General features: G+C 74.5%; 9 protein-coding genes. 7 read left to right on the top strand and 2 right to left on the bottom strand.

Annotated features, from left to right (window positions below; genetic code table 11):
* Positions 1-87: 87 nt before the first annotated feature.
* The 7 genes from HUT10_RS09765 to HUT10_RS09735 all read left to right on the top strand — a co-directional run bounded on the left by HUT10_RS09765 (position 88) and on the right by HUT10_RS09735 (position 14,224).
* The gene (locus tag HUT10_RS09765; RefSeq protein WP_176170886.1) at positions 88-1,560 is read left to right on the top strand and encodes an ACP S-malonyltransferase; all 1,473 of its coding nucleotides are present in this window, start codon (positions 88-90) and stop codon (positions 1,558-1,560) included.
* The gene (locus HUT10_RS09760) at positions 1,557-7,091 is read left to right on the top strand and encodes an SDR family oxidoreductase (RefSeq protein WP_176170885.1); all 5,535 of its coding nucleotides are present in this window, start codon (positions 1,557-1,559) and stop codon (positions 7,089-7,091) included. The genes HUT10_RS09765 and HUT10_RS09760 overlap by 4 nt, the downstream gene beginning before the upstream one ends.
* 125 nt (positions 7,092-7,216) lie before the next feature.
* Positions 7,217-8,329, top strand: a complete 1,113-nt coding sequence (locus HUT10_RS09755; RefSeq protein ID WP_176170884.1) for a hypothetical protein — start codon at positions 7,217-7,219, stop codon at positions 8,327-8,329.
* A gap of 94 nt (positions 8,330-8,423) precedes the next feature.
* Entirely contained in the window at positions 8,424-11,240 is a 2,817-nt protein-coding gene (locus tag HUT10_RS09750) for a BTAD domain-containing putative transcriptional regulator (RefSeq protein WP_176170883.1), read from the top strand.
* A 296-nt stretch (positions 11,241-11,536) separates the two neighbouring features.
* Positions 11,537-12,601 (top strand): alcohol dehydrogenase catalytic domain-containing protein, encoded by a 1,065-nt coding sequence (locus HUT10_RS09745; RefSeq protein WP_254896789.1) that lies wholly within the window; start codon positions 11,537-11,539, stop codon positions 12,599-12,601.
* A 100-nt stretch (positions 12,602-12,701) separates the two neighbouring features.
* Positions 12,702-13,523: an acetoacetate decarboxylase family protein gene (locus tag HUT10_RS09740; RefSeq protein ID WP_176170882.1), complete on the top strand. Its 822-nt coding sequence runs from the start codon at positions 12,702-12,704 to the stop codon at positions 13,521-13,523.
* A gap of 77 nt (positions 13,524-13,600) precedes the next feature.
* Positions 13,601-14,224 carry a response regulator transcription factor gene (locus tag HUT10_RS09735; RefSeq protein WP_254896788.1) on the top strand — a complete coding sequence of 208 codons (624 nt, stop codon included), beginning with the start codon at positions 13,601-13,603 and terminating at the stop codon, positions 14,222-14,224.
* Between the two features lie 234 nt (positions 14,225-14,458).
* Here HUT10_RS09735 and HUT10_RS09730 read toward each other — a convergent pair whose 3' ends face one another.
* Both HUT10_RS09730 and HUT10_RS09725 read right to left on the bottom strand, forming a co-directional pair.
* Positions 14,459-16,933 (bottom strand): BTAD domain-containing putative transcriptional regulator, encoded by a 2,475-nt coding sequence (locus HUT10_RS09730; protein ID WP_176170881.1) that lies wholly within the window; start codon positions 16,931-16,933, stop codon positions 14,459-14,461.
* Positions 16,930-19,986: a BTAD domain-containing putative transcriptional regulator gene (locus HUT10_RS09725; protein WP_176170880.1), complete on the bottom strand. Its 3,057-nt coding sequence runs from the start codon at positions 19,984-19,986 to the stop codon at positions 16,930-16,932. Before HUT10_RS09725 ends, HUT10_RS09730 begins: the two co-directional genes overlap by 4 nt.
* Positions 19,987-20,078: the final 92 nt, after the last annotated feature.

Genomic DNA, 20,078 nt, shown 5'->3' with positions numbered 1-20,078 from the left:
TCACGGAGCTTTCCGGTGCTCGTCTTCCCGAGCGAACCGGCCGAAGCCGGCGCACTCCTTCCCGTCCCCCGCGAAAAGGATTCTGTGATGTCTTCGTGGTCCCCCGAAACGGTGTTCCTCTTTCCGGGGCAAGGCGGGTACCTGCCCGGTGCGCTGTCCCGCCTGGGTGCCGGGCACCCCTTGCCGCCGGTCCTCGGCCGGGTGGACGCGATTTCGCTCCGGCTCGGCGGCCCGCGCGTGTCGCCGTTGGTGACCGGCGCGGACGCACCGGCCCTGGACACCCTGCTGGCCGGTGACGTCCCGGCGCTGAGCCTGGCCATCTTCGCCACCGAGCTGGCGGTGCTCGAGCTGGCCCGCGACCTCGCCGGTGTCACGCCCGGGCTCCTGGTCGGCCACAGCTTCGGCGAGTTCGCGGCGCTGACCGCCGCCGGGGCGCTCGACTTGGCGGACGGCGTGCGGCTGGTGATCGCCCGGGACCGCGCGCTGCGCGCCGCGGCCGGCACCGACGGGGGGATGGTCGCCCTGGGCGCCGGCCTCCGGCGGGTGCGCGCGATCGTCGACTCGATGGCCGACCGGACGGTGGCGGTGGCCGCTGACAACGGCTACGACCAGGTCGTGGTCTCCGGCCCCGGCGAGTCGCTGGACCGGGTGGGCGCGCTGGCGGACGTGCACGGCATCGAGGCGACGCGCTTGCGCGTGCCCTACCCGTTCCACAACCGCGTGCTCGCCGAGGCGAACCGGCTGTTCGAAGACGACGTGTTCGCGGTGGCGGTGCGCGCGCCGCGCACACCGGTGTATTCGCCGGTGCTGGGTCGCTACGCCGAAACGGAGCAGGACGTCCGGGAAGTCCTGGGGAGCCACCTCGAGCGGCCGGTCGGCTTCCTCCCCGCCCTGGTGGCGCTGCGGGGTGACGGATTCACCCGATTCCTGGAGTGCGGCGCCCGCGGCGCCTTGACCGATCTGGTGCGCGCGGCGCTGCCGGCGGCCCGGACCGCGGCTCCGCTGCGGCAGCGCTGGAGCGCCGACGAGCTCCGCGGCGAAATCGCCGCGCTGGCGGACGCACCGGCGGCCGCGGGGAGCGACCCGGCCACCTCGCCCGCCGTCCCCGCCGGTGGCCCTGCCAGGCCGGCCACCGCACCTGCCCCTACCGGTGCCAAAGCGGAAATGCTCGCCGCACCGGGCGGCCCGGACGTGCCCGAGCCGCGACCGGCCGAGCCGGAGGCCGCCGCGCTGCCGGTGGCCGAGCCCGAGCCGGTGGCACCGGAAACCGCGGGCGTGCGCCCGGCCGAGCCGGACCCGGCGCCCGGCGTGAACCTCCTCGCCGACCTGCGCAGTCTGTACGCCTCCGCGATCGGCTACCCGGAGGAGGTGTTCGAAGCCGGCGTGGAGCTGGAAGCCGACCTCGGCATCGACTCCATCCGGCAGACCGAGCTGCTGCAGCGGGCCCGCCGGAAGTACGACGTCCCGGAGGCCGACCACATCCGGATCACCGACTACACGACCCTGGAGTCGATCGCGGGCCTGCTCACCGACCTCGGAGCCGGGCGGGTGACGGCGTGACCCGGCCCCGCCCCGGTGCCTTCACCGGCAAGGTCTGCCTGGTCACCGGCGGCTCGAAGGGGCAGGGGCGGGCGATCGCGCGCGAACTGGCCCGCGGCGGCGGCCACGTGATCGTCAACTGGTTCCACGACCTGGAGGCGGCCCGGCAGACGGTCGCCGACATCCTCGCCGAAGGCGGTTCCGCGGAACACGTGCGGGCCAGCGTGGCCAAGCCGGACGCGATCGAGGAGATGTTCGCCGACGTCGGCCGCCGGCACGGACGGCTCGATGTCCTGGTCAACAACGCGGCCCGCGGCGTGTTCGAGCCCGGCCACGTGCTGACCGACCGGGACTGGGAACGGGCGATCGACACCAACGTGCACGGTCCCCGGCGGTGCTCGCGCGCCGCGTTCCCGCTGATGCGGGAGCACGGTGGCGCCATCGTGAACCTGGGGTCGATCGGTACCAGCGTGGTCATCGACAACTACAGCTGTGTCGCGGTGTGCAAAGGTGCGCTCGAGCAGCTGACGAAGTACCTCGCGGTGGAGTTCGGGCCGCACGGCATCCGGGTGAACATGGCCTCAGCCGGAATGCTGGTCAGTAAGACGGTGGAGCTGTTCCCGCGCAGCGAGGAGGTCCTCGAGGCGACGGTCGCGGGCACCCCGCTCGGCCGGCTCGGCACCGTCGAGGAGCACGCCAAGCTGGTGGCCTTCCTCGCCTCGCCGGACGCGTCGTGGATGACGGGGGAGAACGTCGTCAACGACGGCGGGATCCGGCTCGGTGGTGCGCTCATCCGCGCCGGGGGCACCTGGGGACCCGCCGCGCCGGCGCCCACGCCGGTCACCGAACCCGCGCCGGCGCCCGAGAGCCGCCCGGCGCGCTCCCGGGATCGTTCGGGCGGCGGCGAAGATGACGGCGACGCCGTCGCCGTCGTCGGGATGGGCCTGGTCGTGCCCGGCGCGGAGTCCCCGGAGCAGTTCTGGGAGCTGCTCCGATCCGGCGATCCGGCGTTTTCCGAGCCGGGGGACCGGTTTCCGCTGGACACCTTCTGGGCCGCCGATCCCGGCGACCGCGACCGCACCTACGCGCGCACCGCGGGGTTCGTCCGGATGGGCCGGCACGAAGACGTCGCGCCCGACGCCAGCCTGTCGTCGTCCTGGCTGCGTCACGCATTGGAACAGGCGTTGCCTGCCGGTCCGGCGTCCCGTCCCTCGCTGTTCGTCGGCGCCTGCTCCGATGGTGACCAGCACTTCGAGCAGGCGATGGTGGTCGAGGGTTATGCGCGCCTGCTGGCCGAAAACTGGCCTTCGGCGCACGGCCCCGGCGCGGACCGGTTGCGCTCGCTGCTGCGGGAGCGCTACCGGCTGGCGGCGGGCGACCCCGCGAGCCACCTGCCGGATGGAGTGGTCCGCCACGCGCTGCGCGGCCTGCTGCCGGACACCACGCCCGTCACGGTCGTGGACACCGCCTGCTCGTCCTCCCTGTACGCCATCGACCTCGGCGTGGCTGCCCTCCAGGAGGGCAGCACCGACCTGGCCTTGTGCGGCGGCTACTTCATGCTCACGCCGCGATTCGCCGTGCTGTTCGGCAAACTCGGCGGGCTCAGCCACCGGGGCGCGGTCAGCTCGTTCGACGAAGCCGCCGACGGCACGCTCTTCTCCGACGGCGCGGCCGTGGTCGCGCTCAGGCGGTTGAGCGACGCTCGCCGGGACGGCCAGCAGGTGCTCGGGGTGCTGGCGGGGTTCGGCGCCGCTGCCGACGGCCGCGGCAAAGCCATCGCCGCGCCCAATCCCCGCGGGCAGGCCCTCGCACTGGCCCGCGCCCGGCGCGGCCCGGACCGGGAGGTGGCCTGGGTGGTCGGCCACGGCACCGGCACCCGGGCCGGCGACGAGGTCGAGCTCGCCGCGCTGGACCAGGCGACCACCGGGAAAGACGTGCTGTGCACCAGCAACAAGTCGCTGATCGGGCACACCGGCTGGGCGGCGGGCGCGGTCTCGGTGATCCACGCGCTGCTCGGCCTGCGCCACGGTGTGGTCCCGGCCCAGCGGCCGCGGCCCGGTGCTCCGGTGCGGGCGGCGCACCTCACCGTCCCCACGCGGGAGACGCCGCTGCCCGCCGGACCGCGCACGATCGGGGTCTCCGGGTTCGGGTTCGGCGGCACCAATGGGCATCTGCTGCTCCAGGACGAGCCCCGGCCGGGTGAGCCCGTGCCCGCCGCGCGGCCACCGGCGAAGAACGAGCGGATCGTCCTCGTCGCGTGGAGCGCGCACCTGCCGGGCGAGCCGTCGGCGGCCGAGGTCGCGGCGCGGCTGAAGGATGGGCGGGCGCCGTCGGAAGACGCCGGGTTCGCCGTGCCCTACCCGGCGCCGGAGTTCGCGGTCGGCCGGCTGCCCGCCGCGGTGTCGGACGCGATCGACCGCACCCAGCTGATGGCCTTGGCCGTGGCCGGTCGCTTCGCGGCCGAGCACGGACCGCTGTGGCAGGGCCGCGAAGAAACGACCGGAGTCGTCGCCGCGCACTACGGGCCGGCCCTCTCCTGGTACCACTCGGCGTTGCGCTGCTACGCGGACGACCTGCTCGCCGTGGCGCCGGGTGAGCTCGACCCGGGTGAGTTCGCCGAGGCCGCCCGGGCCGCCGGCGAAGCGGTGCGGGCGGGGACCGCCGCGTCCACTCCGGACACCCAGCCCGGCTTGATGGGTAACGTGATCGCCTCGCGGATCGCCAACCGCTACAACCTCAACGGCCCGGTGCAGCTCGCCGACGCGGGACCGGCCGCCACCGCCCACGCGATCCAGACCGCCGTGCGGCACCTGCGGGGCGGCGCACTCGACCTCGCGCTCGTGCTGAGCGTCAACGGCAACAGCACCGAAGAACTGCGCACGCTGCTCAGCCGCGGGCCGCTCGGCGAAGGCGCCTTCCTCTTCGCCCTGGCCCGGGAGAGCACCGCGGCCGAGGCCGGGTGGCCGGTGCTCGGCGACATCTCGATCGCCCCCGGTACCGGCGAGCCCGCGGCCGCGCGGCCGCGGGACTACCTCGGCGCCAACGGCGCGTGCGACCTCATCGGTGCGCTCGCCCGGCCTGGGCCCGCGCCCCGCGTGATCGGCGCCGGGCCGTCGGCGCCCGGGATCGTGCTGACCCCGCGCCCGGCGAGCCGGATCGTGCCCCGCAACGAGCGCTACGTCTGCTCCTTCGTCGAGGAGCCGCTCTCGGGCCCGGAGTGGACCACCGCGCCCGGCCCGGACTGGCTGGTCATCGTCCAGCCCGGGTGCGAGGACGCGGTGCCCGCCGAGGTCCGCGCGTCCGGGGCCCACGTGCAGGTGCTGACCGGCGCGGAACCGATCGAGGCCCAGTTCCCCCACCACGCGACCGGGACGGCCGGGTTCGGCCACATCCGCCTCTTCGCCTCCACCGGTGGCACGGAGTCCGGGGAGGCCGTTCCGGCGGACACCCTCCGGGCGCACGAAGCCCTGTTCCTCGCGGCCAAGTCCGGTCGCGACCGGCTCGCCGCCGGCGGCTCGCTCGGGGTGCACGTCGTCGACGAGCTGCGCAGCGGCGTCCCGCACCCGGCCACCGGCCTGTTCACCGGCATCGTCAGCAGCCTCGCATGGGACCTGTCCGAGGCGCGGCTGGCCGTGGTGATCAGCTCGGCCGCCGGCGGCTGGACGACGCTGAACCGGGAGCTCGCCGGCTACCGCGGCTACCCGGCGGTGCTCCACCACGACGGTGTGCGCCTGCGCACCAAGCTCGTGCCCGCGCCGCTCGACCTGCGCCCGGACACTTCGCCGCTGCGGCCGGGGGCCGTGGTCGTCGTGACCGGGGGCGCGCGCGGCATCACCGCGGCCTGCGCGAAGGAACTCGCGTCCCGGGCGCCGCTGCGGCTGTGGCTGTTGGGGTCGTCGCGGCTGCAGGACGTGCCCGCCGAACTGCTCGAGGCGGCGGACGACCGGCTGACGGCCCTGCGGGCGGAGTTCCTCAAGACCGAGCGCGCCCGCACCCCGGACGCGTCGGTGCGAGAGGTCATGGCCCGGTTCGACCGCCTGCTCAACGCCCGGGAATCGCACCGCACCCTGCGGGACCTGCGTGCTCTCTGCGGCGAGGACGCGGTCCGCTACCTCACCTGCGACCTGACCGACGCCGAGGCCGTCCGCGAGGCCGTCGCCCGAATCCGGGAGGTCACGCCCGAGGTCGACCTGCTCGTGCACGGCGCCGGCCTGCACAACGGCGGTGACATCAGCCGGCTGTCCCTCGACGGGCTGCGGCACATCCGCGGGGTCAAGATCGAGGGCTACCGCAACCTCAAGGCCGCGTTCGGCGCCGCCCAGCCGGCGCAGTGGTGCAACTTCGGTTCGGTGGCCGGGCTGGTCGGGTTGCCGGGCGAGACCGACTACGCGCCCGGCAACGACTTCCTGCACGGGGCGGCCCGCCGGGCCGCGCTGGTGCGCGGCGCGGACGAGCGCACGCTGATCTGGCCGATCTGGGCGGAGATCGGCATGGGCGGCTCGGAGCTGATGCAGGGCAACAACGAGCGGGCGGGCATCATGGCGCCGCTCGCGCCGGCCGAAGGGGTCCGGCACTTCACCGCCGAGCTGCGCACGCCGTCGGTCGCGCAGCCGCTCGTGGCGTTCCTCAACCCGAAGGAACGGGACACGTTCGGCACGCAGTTCCCCGGCTTCGTGCACCGGGTGCCGGAACGCACCCGGTGGATGCTCGGGGTGCCGCACCGGATCACCGGGGAGGCCACGCAGTGGCTGCTGGACCTCGGCGAGCGCACCGCCGGGTTCCTGGCCGACCACACGGTCAACGGCAAGCCGACCATGCACGGCACCGGGCTGGCCACCATCGCGGCCGAAGCCGCGGTCGCCGTGGTGCCCGGCGCGACCGTCCGGTCCCTGGAACAACTGCGGTTCTCCGCGTTCGTCGCACCGAAGACCGGGCCGGGCAACCCCTACCGGGTCACCGCGCGGCCGGCCGGCCCGGACCGGGTGCGGGTCCGGATCACCAGCGACGTCGTCGACCGGCGCGGCCGGGTGCTCCGGGCCGACCGCGAGCACTTCTCGTGCGAGGTGGTGCTGGGCGCGCTCCCGGAACCGCCGATCGGCCGGGACGTCGTCACCGACCGGCCGTCCGAGGACCCGTACTACCGCGACGACAGCGCCGTGGTCCTGCGCGGCGTCTACCGCGCGAGCACCGACGGCCGGGAAGGCCCCGGCGGCACGAGCTCCCGCTGGGTGCTGGTCCCGGCGGTGACCGAAGCCGACCGGGTTCTCCTGGAGAACCCGCCGGTCCCGACGGTGCTGCTGGACGCCTTGGCCCGGACCCGGCTGCTGCGCACGGACGAGAACGGCGTCCACCTGATCGCGGTGCCCCGGTTCATCGAGCGCGTCGAGTTCTTCACCTCGGGCAGTGACGCGGAGGTGAGCAAGTCGAACCCGGACGGCATCCGGCTGATCCACGTCGACGACGCGAACGTCGAAGAGGCGCTGAGCGCCGACGGCCGCGTGCTCGTCCGCATCCGTGGCTGCGAGACCTTCGACGTCGGGGACACCCGGTGACGGCCGTGCGGGGGATTCGGGCCAGCGAATCCTGCGTCTTCGGGCAGTCATCGTCCTCGGCGGGCCCGTGCGGGAGCGCACTCGGTGAAAATGGGCCAGTAGGCCGCGAACCCCAGGAGTGACGGATGGGCCACCCCTTTACCCCCCAGCTGCACGAGATGCTGCTCAGGGTGGCCGGCTGGCTGCCCGACGACGCGCTCACCCATGCGCGCCGCGCGCTCGCCGCCGACCGCTGCGCCGAGGTCGCCCAGCTGCTGGCGTTCGCCGCGCGGCGAACGGTGCTGCCCTTGGACGAAGACGACCTCGACGCGCTGGCCGAGCTGCTCGAGTCCGAAGGGGCCGATCCCGCCGTGCTGGACGCGATGGAACTCATCGCGGACAACCCGCCCCTGCTGTGGCGTTTCTCCCTCGACTGGGGCGCCGTGGAAGCCGCCGAAGGCGATGACGGCGCGCTGCTGATCGCCGCGCTCGCGGAGCAGGACCTGCTGGCGGAGGTGACGGGGGTGCCCGGGATCCGCGGCTTCTGGAGCGCGGTGCGCCGCCCCGCCGGGGACGTCTCCCACCCGGAACCCCGGGTGGTCTACGTGGTGGAGGTCGACGACGACGCCGACGACGCCGACGAACCCGCCGAACTGGCCGGGCGCTTCCAGGAAACACTGAGCGCGGCCGGGGAACGCGATCCGCAGGTCGAAGTCGTCTCGATGCACGGCGTCCGCCCCCGGTACCAGCGGGCCGCGCAGCAGGGCGGGAAGCTGCTGTGGTCGCCGCACGAGGACGTCGAGGTCGGCGTCGCCCGGGTCTTCGACGAGGTCGACCCCCAAGCTGGGCCCCGGTTTTCGCCGGAGCACGAGAAGATCACCGACGACGGCGAACGCGCGTCGCTCGTTGGCTACTTGGAGGCGGGCACGGAACTGCTCGTGACCAGCGGCACCATGGCCGACGTCCTCGACCCCGAGCAGGGCCCGGTCGTACCGATGAACTTCCGCACCGACGGCCGCTGGGTGTGGACCGACACGGTCACCTACTACCTCCGCCACCACCACCTGGCTCCCGATCCGGAGCTGCTCCGGCACCTCCGCGAAACCGAGGGGCCGCCGCCCGCCCTCGACACGGTGCTGCTCGGGCGGGCACTCGAGGCCCTGCGGCCCTCCGAGGCCGGCCAACCGGTCTGGACCGCCTCGGGGCCTGAAAGCCGCCCACCCGCCGGCCTCGGCTGTTTCCCTTCCACCACCCCGTGAGCCGTCGGCCGGACCGGGCCACGGCTCGCCTTGTTGTTAAGGTGGAGCAGGTCCAGGAAGCCCTGCTGGGGAAACGGGTGGAGGTTGCAGCGCCGTGACCGGCCCTGAGAACGCGTTGCGGGTCGATCTGCTCGGTGAGCTGCGGGTCCGCGTGGCGGACCGTGAAGTCGCCGTCGGGCCGCCACGGCAGCGGGCGGTGCTGGCGATCCTCGCTTTGCGGGCCGGGGCGACGGTCTCGCGCGCGGAACTGATCGACGGAGTGTGGGGGGACACACCCCCCGCGTCGGTCGAAGGCAGCGTGCACACCTACATCCACGGGTTGCGCCGGGTGCTCGCGGGGGCCGGCGAGGTGCTCCAGCGCACGGGAACGGGCTACCGGCTCACGCTCGACCCTGAGCTCGTCGACGTGATGGCGGCCGACGCGCAGGTGCGGCGGGCCCGGGAACTGGTGGTGGCCAGGAACGCCGCGGCGGCGGCCGGCGTGCTGGGCGAGTGCCTGCAGCTGTGGCGGGGCGTGCCGCTGTCCGAGGTGCCGGGGCCGTTGGCGGAGGCGGAGCGGGTCCGGCTGACGGAGCTGCGGTTCCAGCTGGTGGAGGAGCGGGCGGAGCTGCTGCTGGCCTTGGCCCGGCACCGTGAGGTGGTCGGTGAGCTGGCGGATGCGGTGCAGGCGGAGCCGTTCCGGGAGCGGTTGCGGGTGTTGCTGATGCTGGCGCTCTATCGGAGTGGGCGGCGGGCGGATGCGCTGGCGGAGTTCGAGGCGGCGCGGCGGTTGTTCGTGGCGGAGCTGGGGCTGGACCCGGGTCCGGAGCTGAGGGAATTGCAGGCGCGGGTGCTGCGCGCGGACCCGGGGCTGGACGCGCCGTCCGTGGCTTCCGCCGCCCCGGTGCCGGCCCAGTTGCCGCACGAGATCCTGGACTTCGTCGGCCGGGCCGACGAACTGGCGGAGCTGACCCGGTGGCGGGAGAAGCGCGGGCAGAGTTCCGGCGCGCTGGTGATCTCGGCGGTCGACGGCGGCGGCGGGGTCGGCAAGACCGCGTTGGCCGTGCGGTTCGCCCGCCGGGTCGCCGGCGAATACCCGGACGGGCAGCTGTACCTGAACCTGCGCGGGTTCGATCCTAGCCGGCCACCGCTCTCGGCGACCGAGGCCCTCGGCCAGCTGCTGTGGTCGCTCGGGGTGGGCGCCCAGCGCGAGGACCACGACGCGCAGGTGGCGATCTACCGGTCCCTGCTCTCGGACAAGCGCATGCTGATCCTGCTCGACAACGCCGAATCCACCGAGCAGGTACGCGAGCTGCTGCCGGGTCCGTCGAACAGCCTGGTGCTGATCACCAGCCGCAACCGGCTCAGCGGCCTGGTGGTGCGCGACGGCGCGCACCGCCTCACCCTGGGGGTGCTCACCGAGGCCGAGGCCCTGGAGCTGCTGCGCACCTCGGTGGGGCGGGCGCGGATCGACGGCGAACCCGCCGCGGCCGCGGAGCTGGCGCGGTTGTGCGGGTACCTGCCCTTGGCGTTGAGGATCGCCGCGGAGAAGATCTCGGTCAACCCCGGTGCGAGCTTGGCGGACCTGGTGGCGAACCTGACCGCCGAGCAGGACCGGCTGGACGCCCTGGAGGCCGGTGACGACGAGATGTCGTCGGTGCGGGCGGTGTTTTCCTGGTCCTACCACTCACTCGACCCCGAAGTCGCCCGTGCGTTCCGCTACCTGGGCACGCTGCCCGGCCCGACCATCGGGCCCCGGGCCGCAGCGGCCCTGACCGACGGCCGCGCCGCCACCGCGGGCGCGCTGCTCGCCCGGTTGTACGAACAGAACCTGCTGGAGCGCGTCGGCGAGCGCTACGGCTTCCACGACCTCGTGCGCGTCTACGCCGCCGAACTCGCCGAACAGGAGGACAGCTCCGAGGAGCGCATCGCCGCGCTGCGGCGCCTGATTGGCTGGTACGTCTACGCCGTGCGGGCGGCTTACCTGCGCATCATGACCGTCGACACGGTGTTCGACACCGGTGTGCCCGAGACACCGTACGAGCTGCCGGACTTCGCCACCAGCGACGACGCCTTCGCGTGGTCCCACGCCGAAGCAGCGAACATCCGGGCGGTCACGCAGTGCGCGGCGGAGCTGGGCGACCACCAGGCGGCCTGGCAAATGCCCTGGTACATGTACAACTACTACTACTCGGCCGGGTTGCTCACCGAGTGGGTGGAGGTCCTCGACATCGCCTACCGGTCCGCGCAGCAGCTGGCCGATGTGGCACCGCAGCTGCAGGTGCTGAACCAGATCGGCATCGCGAACTCCCGGCTGGGCCGCAACGACGTCGCCGTGCGGCACCTGGAGCACGCTCTGGAGGTGACCGCGAAAACGGGCAACCACCACTTCCGGCTCCGCCTGCTCGTCAACCTGGCTTCGACATTGCGGGAGATGAAGCACTACGAGCGCGGGATAGCCCACGCTCGTGAGGCCGTGCAACTGGCCGCCGACACTGGTGGGCACTACGAGCACGCCGGTTCGCTCGACGCGTTGTGCGAACTGTACGTCGAGGCGGGCCGCCCGGCGGAAGCCCTGGAGTGCGGTACGGCGGGACTGGCGGCGGCGCGCGCCGGGATGATCGACCTGATGGAGGTCAACCTCCTGATCAACATCGGGCACGCACACCGCGACCTGGGCGACCGGGTGGCCGCCCTTCAGCACTACGAAGCGGCGCTGGACCTCTGCGCGAGGCTGGGCAACCGTTACCACGAAGCCCTGGCCCGCTTCGGCGTGGCGGAGCTGCGGCGGCGGGATGCGGACCACGCCGCCGCCAGCGAGCACGCGACCCGTGCGCTGGAGGCGTTCGTCAGCATCGGCGCCGAAGAAGCCGAGGACGCTCGGGCGTTCCTCAGGTCGCTGGACGGCGAGGGCGCCCTCGACGCCGGGTGATCGCCGGGGCCCTGGCCGGCCCCGCTTGTCCGATGTGGACGATGCCAGGCGTCGCCCGGAACGCATCGCCCGGTTCGGTACTTTCGGGCAGTCCCGTTCGCCGAAGGCGCAGCCCCGGTTGCGGGACCGTTACCCCCCGGTGGGGGGACCCGTACCCTGGCTCGCAATCGGGGTGCGCCCGTGCGGCGGCGCGGCGTGGCCCGCCCGACGAGCGCGACTGGAGCACTGGAAATGCGACTTCCCGACCGGTGCCGGGTTCCGGCGGAGCGCGCCAGCTCGCACGGGTGAGCCGCGGGATGGGGCCGACCGCGGGCAAGCCACCCGCGACGATGCAGGCAGTCCGGTTCGACCGGGCGACCGGTGAGCTGCGGCTCGCCGAGGTGCCGACCCCGGCACCGGCCGCAGGCGAAGTGCTGGTCAAGGTCGCGGCCTGTGGCATCTGCCAGTCCGACGTGCGCCGCATCGACGGCGAGATCGAGCCCCGGCTGGCGCGCTACACGCCCGGCCACGAAGCAGCGGGCGTGGTCGCGGCCGCCGGATCGCGTGTGCGGCGCTGGGCCCCCGGCGACCGCGTGGTGCTGGCCGCGGGACGCCAGTGCGGCGAATGCGCCGCCTGCCGGGGCGGGGCCGGTGCCGACAGCTGCACCGACCTGCGGCTACCGGCCACCCACCACGACGGCGTGTGGGCGGAGTACGCCGTCACGTCCGAGACGGCGCTGGTTCCCGTGCCCGATGCCATCCCGCTGGAGCAGGCCACGGTCCTGTCCGGGGCGGTGGCCACCCCGTACGGCGCGATCGAGACCGCCCGGTTGCGCCCGGCCGAAGGGGTCGGTGTCTGGGGCCTCGGCGGGCTGGGCATCCACCTCGTCCAGCTCGCCCGCCTGTGCGGTGCATCGCCGATCATCGCCCTCGACATCCGGCCGGCGGCCCGCGAACTCGCGCTGGGCCGCGGCGCGGACCTCGCACTCGACCCGGCGAACACGCGGCTGGAGTCCTACATCCGGGGCGTCACCGACGGCCGCGGCCTCGACGTGGCCTTCGACTTCGTCGGCCGGGCCTGCTCCTTCGGCCAGGCCCGTGCCGTGCTCGGCGACCGAGGACGGCTGGTCGTCGTGGGTACTTCGCTCGACGTGGGTGAAGCGGTCCCGGAGTTCGCCTCGATGCGCCACGACCAGACCGTTGTCGCGCACACCGGCTACCGGGTCAGGCACCTGGAGGACGTGGTCGGGCTGGTGGGCCGCGGCCGCCTCGACGTGTCCGCATCGATCGGCGCCGTCCTGCCGCTGGCCCGTGTCGCCGAAGGGCTGCAGCGGATGCGAGAGCGCGACGGCGACCTGCTTCGCCTGCTGCTGCGGCCATAGCCCGGGTGACAAGCCGTCGCCGGTGAAGGATTTCCCCCGTCTTCCGGCGGAATCCCGCCAAGCAGCCGGCCTGCCGTTGCCCGCCCGGTAGACAGAACCGGTGAGTGAGCAGACGGGAGGCGGCATGGCCACGCGGGACCGGATGTCCGAAACGGGAGTGGCGCCCGAGGGGGCGCGGCCGGACTTCACCTTCGCCGAGGGGCTGGCCGACCTGCGGCGGCGGCAGGGGCCCGGCACCCTCAAGTACCGGAACGCGAAGTTCCTGTCGGTCACGGTGCCGGTCGACCGGCAGCGGTGTGACGCCTTGCTGCCCACGGGCCTGCGGATGGGCGAGGACGCCACCGCGCTGCTGTTCGTCGCCGACTACCCCTGGACGAACTTCAACAGCGTCTACCGCGAAGCGGCCCTGTTCCTCAACGTCAAGCACGGGCCCTTCCGCGCGGCGCACTGCCCGTGGATCGTCGTGGACGAGGACACCGCCCTGATCGGCGGCCGGGAAACCCTCGGCTTCCCGAAGAAGATCGCCGAAATCGACTGGGTGGAGGACGACAGCGGCGTCCGGGCGACCGTGCGCCGCCGCGGCGTGGAACTGCTGAGCCTGCACGGCGTTCCGGGGGAACCGGCGTCGTCGCTGCCACCGATCTTCGACCAGCCCTTCCGCAACGTGCTCGGCACCCTCGGGCTGTCGGTGCCCCGCCTGGTCACCTTCCGCACCGCCGACGAGCCGCTGGAGCAGCGTGCGGCCGAGGTGGCGCTGACGGTGGGCGGGTCCTACACCGACCCCCTGGACACGCTGGTCGCTGGCCCGCCGCGCGCGGGTCACTTCCGGCGGGTGAACATGCGGGTCGGCCGGCTGCCGCTGCCGGTGGGCCTGGTTTCCCCGGCCTACCTGCTGCGCACCCACCCCTTGCGGGCGAGCTGATCCGGCGGCGTTGAGAGATCGTGAAGCCGGTGCGCGGATGCTGATCCCGGGGACACCCGAGACAGGGAGGACGCACAGTGGAACCGGTACGAGTCGCGGTGCGGACCGCCGACCCGATCATGCACGCGGGGCTGACGAGTTTCCTGCGGACCCGCGCCGAGCTGTCGGTCGTCGAGCCGGGCGAGCTGACCGAGCGGGACGTCCTGGTGGTCCACGCCGACCGGATGACCCCGCAGGTCGCCGCGGAGCTGCGGGGCGAGGGCGTTCAGGCCCGCGTGCCCAAGGTGCTGCTGGCCGGTGAAGTCCACGAGAAGGACATCGTGACCGCCGTCGAATGCCGGGTGGTCGCGGTGCTTCCCCGGGCTCGGACGTCGGGGGAGCGCCTCGTCGAAGCCGTGCTGTCGGTGGTGCCCGAACGCGGCCTCCTGCCCACCGAGCTGGTCGGCAGGCTGCTCGAAACCGTGCGGCGGCTCGAACGCGCGGTCCCGGCCGGGCGCGGAGCCGGCGCCGCCGGGCTGACCGCCCGCGAGGTGGACGTGCTGCGGCTGATGGCCGACGGCTGCGACACCGCGGAAATCGCGGACAAGCTGTGCTACTCCGAGCGCACGGTGAAGAACACCGTCTACGGCTTGACCAACCGCCTCAACCTGCGCAACCGGCCGCACGCGGTGGCCTACGCGATGCGGGCGGGCGTGATCTGAACCGGCGGTCCCTTCCCTCCCCCCTCGGGGACCGCCGGTTCTTCCTGGTGTCCACTCCGGACCCCTGGCCTCGACGAGGACCACCGCCCGACCGCCGTACCGCGGTCGGGCGGTGGCTGTTTCCGTTGCTGTCTTCACGCCGGCCGCGGCGCACCCGGGTAAGACCGGGTCCGGGTCCGGGTCCGGGTCCGCCTCCGGCATCCCGGGCGCCGGCGCGTCGTTCCCCGGTGCCGGTCAGGTGGCCGTGGCCGGCCGGCCGCCCGGCGGCACGCGGGGGTTCCCCGCCTGCTCGGGCCGCTCTTCGACCGGTGGGTGGGCGTGCTTGCCGTGCCCCCGTGCCGCCCCGTGGCCGCCTTCGGCCGGCTTGACCAGCCACGGCGGCTCACCGGCGTGGCCGATCGGCGTGGCGCGGTGCGTGCGCCGGGCGGCCCGGCCAGGGACCCCGCGGCCGAGGCTCGGCGACGGCCGCCGTGGCGACCACGACGACGGCGTGCCCGGTGCGTCGTCGCACCCGGGCCTGGCAGCCGCGCGGGTGGGGTCGGCGCGCCGGGGCGTGCGCCCCGGCGCGGTGGGGTGCGGCTGCGCCGCACGTTCGAGGTCGTGCGCCGGATCGTGCGGTTCCCGCGCCGGCCCGGACGGCACCCGGACGTTCGCGGCGAGCAGCTGTTCCCGGTGCGGGCCGGCCGGAGGGCTCTCGTCGAGCACCCGCCGCAGCAGCGTGGCGGCCACCGACGGGGCGTGGACCGCGAGGGCCGCGTGGTGCTCGGCCAGCCAGCCGGTCACCCAGTCGTCCACCTCGGCCGGCACCGCCGTCAGCTGCCGGGCGACGGGCTCGATGCCCGCGCCCGTGTCGGCGAGCACCTCGGCCGCGCGGCGGTGCCACGCGGCTCGTTCGGCGGTGGGGATCTCGTGGTACACGGCCCAGCGCAGCAGCGGGTGGCGGAAGGCCAGCCGCGTCCCGGCGTCGACGACGACGCCCAGCTCCATCAGCGCACCGAACGCGCCGAGCAGCGCCGACGGCTGCAAACCCATCGAGGCGGCCACCGGCACCAGGCCGAACTCCGTGCCCAGCACCGCCGCCCGGCGGGCCGCCTCGCGGGTCACTTCGTCCAGCTGCGCCAGCGTCCGGTCCACCGCGCCGAGCAGCGAGCCGGGCACGGTCAGGGCCGTGTCGTCCCGCAGCTCGGCGACGCCGTTCTCGAGTTCGATCGCGCCCGCCTGCACCAGCGCGGTCGTCACTTCACGCAAGTACAGGGGGTGGCCGGCCGCCCTGCCGGTCAGCGAGCGCAGCCGGGGGCCGGGCCGGCCGCCGACGAGGTCCTCGGTCAGGGCCTCGGCGTCGGCGGGCGCCAGCGGTTCCAGGGTGAGCACTTCCAGGCCGCGCAGCTCGGCCGCGCGGCGCACCCGGGCGAGGTCCTCCCGCCGTCCGGACGGCCGGGATGCGGCCACGAGCAGCAGCGGGAGCCGGTGCGTGACCGCGGAGAGCCGGTTCCACAGCAGCACGCTCGCTTCGTCGGCCCACTGGAGGTCGTCGACCACGAGGACCAGCGGTGCGCTCGCGCAGAGCCGTTCCACGTGCGCGAGCGCCTGTTCCGCACCGGCCGCCGAGGCGAGCCCGAGGCCCTCGGTGAACACCTGCAGCGGGACCGGCGGCCCGAGCTCGCTCGCCGCGGCCCACGCGAGGTGGCAGCCGCGCCCGGCGACGTCGCCCAGGGCGGCGGCGAGCAGCTCGGACTTCCCGATCCCCGGCTCCCCTTCGACCCAGACCGTGCGTCCGCGCCCGGCCACGACGTCGTCGGCGAACTGCCGCAGCCGGGCGATCTCGGGCCGGCGTCCGCGGAAATCGGGCGCGTCGTCGCCGTGGCGGACCGAGACGTGGGCGACCCCGCCAGGCCGCGCCCGGTGCCGGGGCCCGGCTTCCGCGGGCGGGGTGGCGGCCGGGTCGCCGGTCAGGATCCGCCGGTGGGCCTCGATGAGTTCCGGGCCGGGCACGGTGCCCAGCTCCCGCCGCAGAACCTCACGAGCGGTGCGGAACGTGTCCAGCGCTTCCGTGGTCCGGCCGCCGCGGTGCAGCGCGGTCATCAGCAGCCGCCACAGTGGTTCGCGCAACGGGTGCTCCCGGACCAGCACGGTCAGCTCGGGTACCAGGTCTTCGTGCCCCCCGTGGGCGAGGAGGGCCTCGGCGCGCAGTTCCTGGGCGAGCACCCGCTGCCGGGTCAGGCTGGTCCGCAACGCTTCGGCGTGCGGGCCGGGCACGCCGGTGAGGGCTTCACCGCTCCACAGCGCCAACGCCCGCTCCAGGATCTCGATCGTGCCGCCGGCGTCGCCGGCCAGCCACCGGGAGCGTGCTTTCTCGTGCAGGCAACCGAAGAGACGCGCGTCGAGGGCGTCCCCGTCCAGCCGTAGGCGGTACCCGGCCGCGTCCGACATAAGCAGTCCGCCGGTCGACCACCGCGTCCGGCCCGGCTCCAGGGTGCGGCGCAGCCCGGAGATGTAGGTGTGGATGCTGCCGTCCGCGCTCGCCGGCGCAGCCTGGCCCCAGACGGCTTCGATCAGCTCGCCCCGTGTGGCGGGCCGCGCCGCCGTCGCGCGGATCGCCAGCGCGGCGAAGACGGCCCGCTGCCGGGCCGGCCCGAGGGCGACCTCCCGGTCGTCGAGCCAGGCACGCAGGGTACCGAGCACGGCGACCCGGAGCCGGTGCCCGCTCACCGGCGGACTCGCGATCGCACGGGCCGGATCCGCTGTTCGGCCCGTTCGGCGTCCAGCACGGCGCCCAGCCGTTCGTAGGCGTTCAGCGCCGTGTGCAGGGCCGCGGCGGCCTTGACCGGCTCGTCGCGGGCGGCGAGCAGCGCGGCCGCGTCCTCCATGGCCTGCGCGGTGCCGAGCAGGTCACCGGAGTCGCGCGCTCGGCGCGCCGCGGCCAGCGCCGTGAGGTGGTTTCCGTCGAGCAGCGCACGGCACCGGAGCGCCGTGGTCTCCTGGCCCGCGGTGCGCTCGCACACCAGGGTGGCCGCTTCCGCCTGGCCGGGCTCGCCGAGGTCGATGGCGAGCCGGACCAGGTGGGGCAGCCACGGCCGAGCGAGGTCGTCCCCAGCCACCAGCAGGTCGGTGAACCGGGCGAGCGCTTGTTCCGGCCGGCCCGCCAGCTCGGTGAGCAGCGCATCGGCCGCGAGGGTGAAGTCCGTGCCGTCGGCGCCGGGGTCGCCGGTGGGGGGCAGGCTCCAGGCGGACATCAGGTGCGTCCGCGCGTCGTCCGGGCGGCTCCGGTGGGCGGCGATCACCGCGGCGATCGCACTGGCCTGCCGCAACGCCCCGGGACGGCCGGGAGTGGGCCGGACGGAAGCCGGGCCACCGCGCAGCAGGCTGGTCAGCTCGGCGAGCGCGGCGTCCCAGCGGCCCAGCCAGTAGGCGGCCACCGGGCCGTCGCCGGCCGGTATCCGCTGCGCGGGCACCTCCGCCGCCGCCGGCTCGGCGGCGGTCGGGCAGGCGGGCCACCAGCCGGCCCGCACCGGCGCCGCGCTGCGCCGTTCCGCCGGGGTGCGGTGGTCGTGCCGGGTCTCGGCGAGGCCGGTGACCGTGGGCTCGGGGGTGTGGGGTCCGGTGGTACCGGCCGGATCGTTCGTCCGCGACGCCAGCGCCCTCGTGCAGGCGTACGGGTCCTGTTCGAGCCAGAGGGTGATGCGCGCCGTGGCGACCGCTAGCGGCTCGCGCGCGGCGGCTGGCACGTTGTGCGAGGCGGTGACCCGGAGCAGCAGCCGCATCGCCGACAGGGGAGTTCGGGCCGCCAGGTGGTAGATCTCCCGTGTCAGCCACTCGCACTGCCACTTGTCGACCGGCACGGGCGCGGCGAGCAGCTGGAAGGCCACGCGCTCCACGAGCGCGCCCGCGTCGGCCAAGGCTTCCGCCAGCTGCCGGTGCAATGCGAGGCGGAAAGCCGCCGGCGTCCGGGCGTAGAACGCTTCGCGCACGACCGGGTGCCGGAAGGCGAGCTTGCTCCGCGCCCGCACGACGAGGCCGAGCGCCACGACTTCGCCCAGGACGTCGTCGAGTTCCCGGGGCGGACGGCCCAGCGCCGCGGCGAGGTCGCCGCGGGTGAAGCTCCGGTCGAGCAGGGCCGCCCACCGCAGCACCTCCGAGGCGCGGGCGGAGAGGAAGCCGAGCCGACGGCTGATGGCTTCCAGCGCGGCCGGGGGCACGGCCGGGCGGGCCGCACCGACCGCAGGTTCCGGAACCGCGCCGTCGGCGAGCGCCTCGAGGACGGTGCGGAGGAACAGCGGGTTGCCGGCTGCGGTCCTCGCCAGTTCCCGCAGTGCGGGCCCGGGTTCGGCGCCGGTGAGCTCGGTGACGAGGTCGTGGACCTCCGGAGGGAAAAGCGGCCCCAGGGACCGCACGTGCGTTCCGTGCGCCACCAGTGCCCCGCGCACCTCGGTCAGCGGCGAGTGCCCGGCCGGGCGGCGGCCCGCGCCGATCAGCGCGAGCGGCAGGCGGGCGCAGCGGCGCGCGAGCCGGTCCCAGACCGCGAGGGTGGCGGGATCGGCCCACTGGAGGTTGTCGAGCACCAGGACGAGGGGGCGTTCGCGGCACAGCGTCGTGACCAGTTCCACCAGGAGGTCCACCGCAGTGGACCGGTCCCGATCGTCGTCGAGGGCCAGCCGCTGCAGGCCCTGCGCCGCCGAAGAGCGGCGGGGGTCGGCCGAGGCCGGGGTGATGTCCAGGCCGTCGAGCAGCACCTGGAGCGGGGCGTGCCCGCTCAGCTCGTCGGCGCGAGCGAACGCGACGGTGTAGCCCGACACCTCGGCGAGGCCGGCGGCGACCAGCGCGGACTTGCCGATGCCGGGTTCCCCTTCGAACCAGAGCGACGTGCCCCGGCCCGCCGCAAGGCCGTCGGTCACCGACCGCAGGAGCGCCAGCTCCTCCTCGCGGCCGACGAAGGCGCCGGACCGGCCGGTCGGCCGGTCCGGCGCGGGCGCGGCCGTGCACGGAGCGGTGGCCGGCTGCCGCCACAGCGCGGGGTCATCGGCTTTGATCTGCTCGTAACGCGCGGTGAGCTCGCGGCCCGGTTCGATGCCGAGCTCGTCGACGGTGGCGGCGCGCAGCCGCTCGAACAACCGCAGGGCTTCGTCACGGCGCCCGCAGCGGTAGAGCGCGAGCAGGTGAAGGCTTTGCAGCCCCTCCCGCAGCGGGTGCTGCGCGGTGAAAGACCCCAGGTCGGCGAGGACCCGCTGGTGACCACCCTCGTCGAGCGCGATCCGCGCCCACCGTTCGACGAGCTCCAGCTGCAGCTCCCGCAGCCGTTGGCGCTGGGTGGCGGCATACGGTCCGGGCAGCCCGGCCAGCGGTTCTTCCCGGCCGAGGGCGAGGGCGCTCTCCAGCGCGGTGCGCGCGCCGGCGAGGTCGTTCGCGCGCTGGCACAGGCGGGCGCGTTCCCGCAGGTTCTCGAAGCGGACGACGTCGATCGATTCGGGATCGACCTGCAGGCAGTACCCCGAGCTGCCGGAGGTCAGCACCTCGGAACGAGCGGCGGACCGGTTGGGGTCGAGCGCCGCGCGCAGCGAGGAGACATAGGTGTAGATGCTGCCGTTGGCGCTGGCGGGAGCCTTGTCACCCCAGATGGCGTCGACGAGATCGGCGCGGGGGACGAACTGGTTGGCCTTCAGCGCCAGAACGGCGAGCAGCGCCCGGCGCTGCGCCGAGCCCAGCGCCAGCTCACGGCCGCCGCGCCATGCGCGGACTGGCCCGAAGAGTTCGAACTGCACTCGCATCATCGCCTCCCCGGTTCTGCTCTGCCATCACCGAACGTGGTCGCCGTCCCTCCTTCGGTGGCGACCCGATGTGCGGCCGGTTCACCCGAACC

Source organism: Amycolatopsis sp. Hca4, from assembly GCF_013364075.1.
Classification (GTDB): Bacteria; Actinomycetota; Actinomycetes; order Mycobacteriales; family Pseudonocardiaceae; genus Amycolatopsis.
Note: the sequence above shows the minus strand (reverse complement) of the source record. Positions and strands in the feature narration are given on the sequence as shown.